This is a genomic window from Kitasatospora sp. MBT63 (genome assembly GCF_000710465.2).
Lineage (GTDB): Bacteria > Actinomycetota > Actinomycetes > Streptomycetales > Streptomycetaceae > Kitasatospora.
This window is the reverse complement of the sequence record NZ_JAIZ01000534.1, coordinates 1-4,571: the sequence shown is the minus strand read 5'-3', so window position 1 is coordinate 4,571 and position 4,571 is coordinate 1. Positions and strand designations below refer to the sequence as shown.

5 protein-coding genes and 1 pseudogene are annotated in these 4,571 nt (G+C 75.6%); all 6 read right to left on the bottom strand.

All coding sequences use genetic code 11. The features are described 5' to 3' along the window. The coding region (locus tag AA75_RS28670) for a sensor histidine kinase KdpD (protein ID WP_033823185.1) at nucleotides 1–1,101 on the bottom strand (1,101 nt) is incomplete at its 3' end. Then, nucleotides 1,098–1,775 (bottom strand): response regulator transcription factor, encoded by a 678-nt coding sequence (locus tag AA75_RS28665; protein ID WP_033823184.1) that lies wholly within the window; start codon nucleotides 1,773–1,775, stop codon nucleotides 1,098–1,100. The genes AA75_RS28670 and AA75_RS28665, both read right to left, overlap by 4 nt. A gap of 116 nt (nucleotides 1,776–1,891) precedes the next feature. Beyond that, nucleotides 1,892–2,626 carry a beta-glucanase gene (locus AA75_RS28660; protein ID WP_233289233.1) on the bottom strand — a complete coding sequence of 245 codons (735 nt, stop codon included), beginning with the start codon at nucleotides 2,624–2,626 and terminating at the stop codon, nucleotides 1,892–1,894. Between the two features lie 98 nt (nucleotides 2,627–2,724). Then, a complete protein-coding gene (locus AA75_RS28655; RefSeq protein ID WP_033823183.1) occupies nucleotides 2,725–3,858 on the bottom strand; it encodes an LLM class flavin-dependent oxidoreductase in 1,134 nt (377 codons plus the stop codon). After that, nucleotides 3,855–4,370 carry a flavin reductase family protein gene (locus AA75_RS28650; RefSeq protein WP_033823182.1) on the bottom strand — a complete coding sequence of 172 codons (516 nt, stop codon included), beginning with the start codon at nucleotides 4,368–4,370 and terminating at the stop codon, nucleotides 3,855–3,857. Before AA75_RS28650 ends, AA75_RS28655 begins: the two co-directional genes overlap by 4 nt. Then, nucleotides 4,367–4,571: pseudogene (locus tag AA75_RS49880) on the bottom strand (hypothetical protein); the annotation flags it as partial. The gene AA75_RS28650 and the pseudogene AA75_RS49880, both read right to left, overlap by 4 nt.

The following is a 4,571-nucleotide window of genomic DNA, read 5'->3' as shown; positions in this document are numbered from 1 at the left end:
CCCGGGCCCGCGGTCCGCCACCGTCACCACCGGGCCCGCCACCCGGACCTCGACCTCGGCCGGACCACCGGCCGGGGTCCCGCCGTGGCGCACCGCGTTGTCCAGCAGGTTGCGGACCGCGAGCCGGACCAGGGCCGGGTCCACCTCGGCGACCACCGGGTCGAGGTCGAGCCCGAGGCGGTGCGGCCCGGGCGGGAGCTCCTCGCAGACCGCCTCCACCAGCTGGTCCAGCCGGACCGGTACCCGCCTGGGTCCGTCCACCCCGGCCTGCAGCCGGCCTCGGACCAGCAGGTTCTCGATCACCTCGGCCATCCGGTCCGAGGCGCGGCGCAGCCGGGGCAGGTGCTCGGGCAGCGCCGCCGGGGCGCCCTCCACCAGGTCCACGGCGCCGCGCAGGACGGCGACCGGTGTGCGCAACTCGTGCGCGGCGTCGGCGAGCAGCCGTTCCTGCTGGTCGAGCGCCTGCCAGGCGGGCCGGACGCTGCGGCCGCTGAGGGCGTGGCCGGCCGCCGCGCCGAGCGCGGTGAACACCGCGCAGCCGGCGGCCAGGGTGACGGCCAGCCGGTGGTGTTCGGCGGAGCCGCGTCCCGGGTCGCCGACCACCACGACCGCGCCGGCCTGGCGCTCGGTGCCGTCCTGGTAGAACGGGGTGGCCAGCAGGTGGACGGGGCGGCCGGTGGTGTCGGTGCCCTCGGCGGTGCCGGTGTCGTCCTGCGCCAGCGCGGCGTCCGCGGCGTCCGCGAGACGGGCGGGGGTGACGGTGAAGCGGCCCTGGCGGCTGGTGAAGACCGGCCGGTAGCGCTCGGCGGTGCCGGTCTGCCGCAGCAGGACGGTCACCTGGGGGTTGCCAGTGGTGGCCTCGTCGTCCTGGAGGCCGTCCAGCATGAGCTGCCCGTCCTGGTAGTAAATCAGCGAGGCGGTGACGGCGGCCCGGCGGCGCATCTCCTCGTACTCGACGGCGCGCCCGGAGCGGGCGTCGGTGCGCAGCAGCAGGAAGGACAGCGCGGCGAGGCCGATCACGATGATGGCCGTGTACGCGGCGGTGAGCCGCCACCGCAGCCGGGCGAGGCCGCGCCGGGCCGGGGAGGCGGACCGGTTCACCGGGGCCGTTCCAGGGAGTCGGTGAGCCGGAAGCCCTGGCCGCGGACGGTGTGGACCAGCGGCGGGCCGCCGAGTTTGCGGCGCAGCCCGGCGATCACCGCCTCGACCACGTTGGAGCTGGGTTCGGCGAGCTCGTCCCAGCAGTGGCGGAACAGTTCGCCCTTGCCGACCACCTCGTCGGCGTGCTCCAGCAGGTGCTGCAGGACGGCGAGTTCCTTGGGGGTGAGCGAGAGCAGGACCCCGGCGCGGCGGACCTCGCGGCGGGCGAGGTCGAGTTCCAGGTCGGCGTGGCGCAGGAAGACCGGGGTGCGGCGGCGGGCGCGGCGGGCCAGGCTGCGCACCCGCATCACCAGTTCGGGCAGGGCGAACGGTTTGACCAGGTAGTCGTCGGCGCCGTGCTCGAAGCCGGTCAGCCGGTCGTCGAGGGTGTGCAGGGCGGTCAGGCACAGCACCGGCGCCGCCCAGCCGCGGCGGCGCAGCGCCTGGAGTTCGGGCAGGCTGTCGCCGTGCGGGAGCAGCCGGTCGAGGACGACGCAGGCGTAGTCGTTGCGGGCCAGCAGTTCGTCGGCGGTGGGCCAGTCGCCGGCCTGGTCGACGAAGAAGCCGGCGTCGCGCAGGCCGGCGCCGGTGATCGCCCGCAGGTCGGGTTCGTCCTCCACCAGCAGTACGCGCATCCTGGACCCCTCCGGTCGGGCGGTGCCCGGGGCGGTGGGCGGCGCGGTCCCGGGCGGGCGGAGGTGCCATCGTAGGTGCTGCCCCCGCGGGCGGCCCGCCCGGGCCGATGGGCCGGTCAGCGCAGGACGTCCAGGCTGTGGCAGGTCCAGGAGAGCCGGGTGGTACCGGCCGCCGGGCGCGGGTGGTAGGTGCCGTCGACGACGGACAGGTTGACGATCAGGTAGGCGTGCCAGGAGGTGCCGACGCCGCGCCGGTCGGAGTAGACCAGGCGGTCGGCGACGTACCAGTCGACCGAGCGGGCGCCGAACTCGGTGCGCAGCGTGATGGTCGCGCCGGGGGCGACCTGCGAGGGCGGGCCGAGCCAGTAGCGGTGGCCGGGGCGGACGTGGTTGGAGAGCTCCAGGGTGTTGGGGTTGTCGGGGTGGTACTCGAAGACGTCGATCTCGTTGCCGCCGGCGCGCCAGGTCCAGATCGCGGGCCAGGCGCCGAGGCCGGTGGGGAGGGTGACCTTGGCGCGCAGGGCGTCGCCGGTGCGCAGCTGGAAGCCGTCGGGGCTGCCCTCGGTGGTGAGCAGGTCGCAGTCCCAGAGGTCGTCGGTGGTGCGGCGGGTGGCGTTGAAGACGCCGCCCTGGATCGGGCGGGGCGTCAGGTGGTCGAGTTTGTGGTCGCCCCGGTTGGTCGGTCCCATGTTGGGATAGGCGCTGCTGCGGCCCGCCACCCACTGGCGGGTGGAGGTGAAGTCCGCGGTGAAGACCGTGCGACGGACGTCGACGGTCGGTTCCTCGGGACGCCCCTGCGGGTGTCGACGTCGATCCCACCAGGACACGGCGGTGCGCCACCAGTTGGCCATGGCTCTCTCCTGACCTCCGACCGGACGGAGCGGTTCCGCTCCCGCCCCTCCCCCGGGATACCCGGCCGGGCGAACTGTATGCGAAGGGATACCGTCCGTTAGCTCTCCGTGACCGTCGGGGTGGCGGGCGGCGCGTCGGGGCGCCGCCACAGCCCGCGGGCGGCGAGCACCGGCAGCACCCCCTCGCCGACCCAGTAGGCCTCCTCCAGGTGCGGGGCGCCGGAGAGGATGAACTCGTCGACGCCGAGGCGGTGGTACTCCTCGATCCGGTCGGCGACCTCGGTGTGGCTGCCCACCAGGGCGGTGCCCGCGCCGCCGCGGACCAGGCCGATCCCGGCCCACAGGTTCGGGGAAACCTCCAGCCGCTCGGCGCTCCCGCCGTGCAGTTCCCGCATCCGGCGCTGGCCCTCGGACTCGCTGCGGGCGAGCGCCTGCTGGGTGGCGCGGATCCGGTCGGGGCCCATCGCGGCCAGCAGCCGGCCGGCCTCGGCCCAGGCCTGGGCGGAGGTGTCGCGGCTGATGGTGTGCAGCCGGATGCCGAACCGGGGGGTGCGGCCGTGGGCGGCCGCGGCGGCGCGGATCCGGCCGATCTTCTCCTCGACCTGCCGGGGCGGCTCGCCCCAGGTGAGGTAGGTGTCCGCGTGGCGGGCCGCGACCCGTTCGGCGGCGGGTGAGGAGCCGCCGAAGTACACCTCCGGGACGGGGTCGGGCAGCCGGGTCAACTCGGCGCCCTCCACCCGTAGATGGGTGCCGTGGTGGTCGACCCGCTCGCCGCGCCAGAGCCGCCCGGTGATGTCCAGGAACTCGTCGGCGCGGGCGTAGCGGCCGTCCTTGTCGAGGAAGTCGCCCAGGGCGCGCTGTTCCGCGGACTCCCCTCCGGTGACCACGTTCAGCAGCAGCCGCCCGTGCGACTGGTTCTGGTAGCTGGCGGCCATCCGGGCCGCCAGGGTGGGGCTGAGCTGGCCGGGGCGGAACGCCACCAGGAACTTCAGCCGCTCGGTGACCTGGGTGAGCATCGCCGTGGTCAGCCAGGCGTCCTCGCACCAGGGACCGGTCGGGGTGAGCGCGCCGGCGAAGCCCAACTGCTCGGCGCTGCGCGCGATCTGGCCCAGGTACGCGATGGTGGGGGGCCGGTCGGCGCCGGCCGTGCCGGGGGTGGAGCCGTGCCCACCGCCGACGACGTGGCGGCTGTCGCCGGTGGTGGGCAGGAACCAGTGGACGGTCAGGGTCATCCCAGGGCCGGCCGTTCGGTGGTGAAGCCGCCGAAGCCGCCGTCGTGGTGGAGCAGCGGCTCGCCGCCCTGCGCGCCGGCGGCGAGCACCTCGCCGACCACCAGCAGGTGGTCGCCGACCGGTTGCAGCAGCACCGGACGGGCCGTCAGCCAGGCGGCGACGCCGTCCAGCAGGGGGGTGCCGTGCTCGCCGGGCCGCCAGGCGGTACCGGCGAAGCGGTCGGTGCCGCTGCGCGCGAAGCGGGTGGCCAGCTCCTCCTGGCCGCGCTCCAGCACGTGCACGGTGAACGCCTCGGCGGCGCGGACGGCCGGGGCGCTGGAGGCGGTGGCGGACAGGTAGAAGGAGACCAGGGCCGGTTCCAGGCTGACCGAGGTGAAGGAGGTCGCGGTGAATCCGGCCGGGCCCGGCACGGTGATCACGGTGACCCCGGCGGCGTGCCGGCGCAGGGTGCTTCTGAGCAGGTCGGCGGGTGGGGCGGTCCGGGCGGCGGGGCGGTCGTCGACGGCGGTCACGGTCGGGTTCCTTCCTGGGGGGCGGACGGCGGCACGTGGATCAGCAGGCGGGGCAGGTCCGGGCCGAGGCGCAGCCGTTCCAGCCACTGGACGATCTGGGCGGCGACGGTGCGGTGCGCGGCGTCGTTGAGGACGTCGTGCAGTCCGCCGGCGACCAGCAGCAGTTCGGCGCCGGGCAGCCGGGCGGCCAGCCGGCGGGCG

Bases quoted from the DNA above. Each gene is read 5' to 3' on its own strand.
- AA75_RS28665 (WP_033823184.1), bottom strand. From the start codon at position 1,775: ATGCGCGTACTGCTGGTGGAGGACGAACCCGACCTGCGGGCGATCACC.
- AA75_RS28660 (WP_233289233.1), bottom strand. From the start codon at position 2,626: ATGGCCAACTGGTGGCGCACCGCCGTGTCCTGGTGGGATCGACGTCGA.
- AA75_RS28655 (WP_033823183.1), bottom strand. From the start codon at position 3,858: ATGACCCTGACCGTCCACTGGTTCCTGCCCACCACCGGCGACAGCCGC.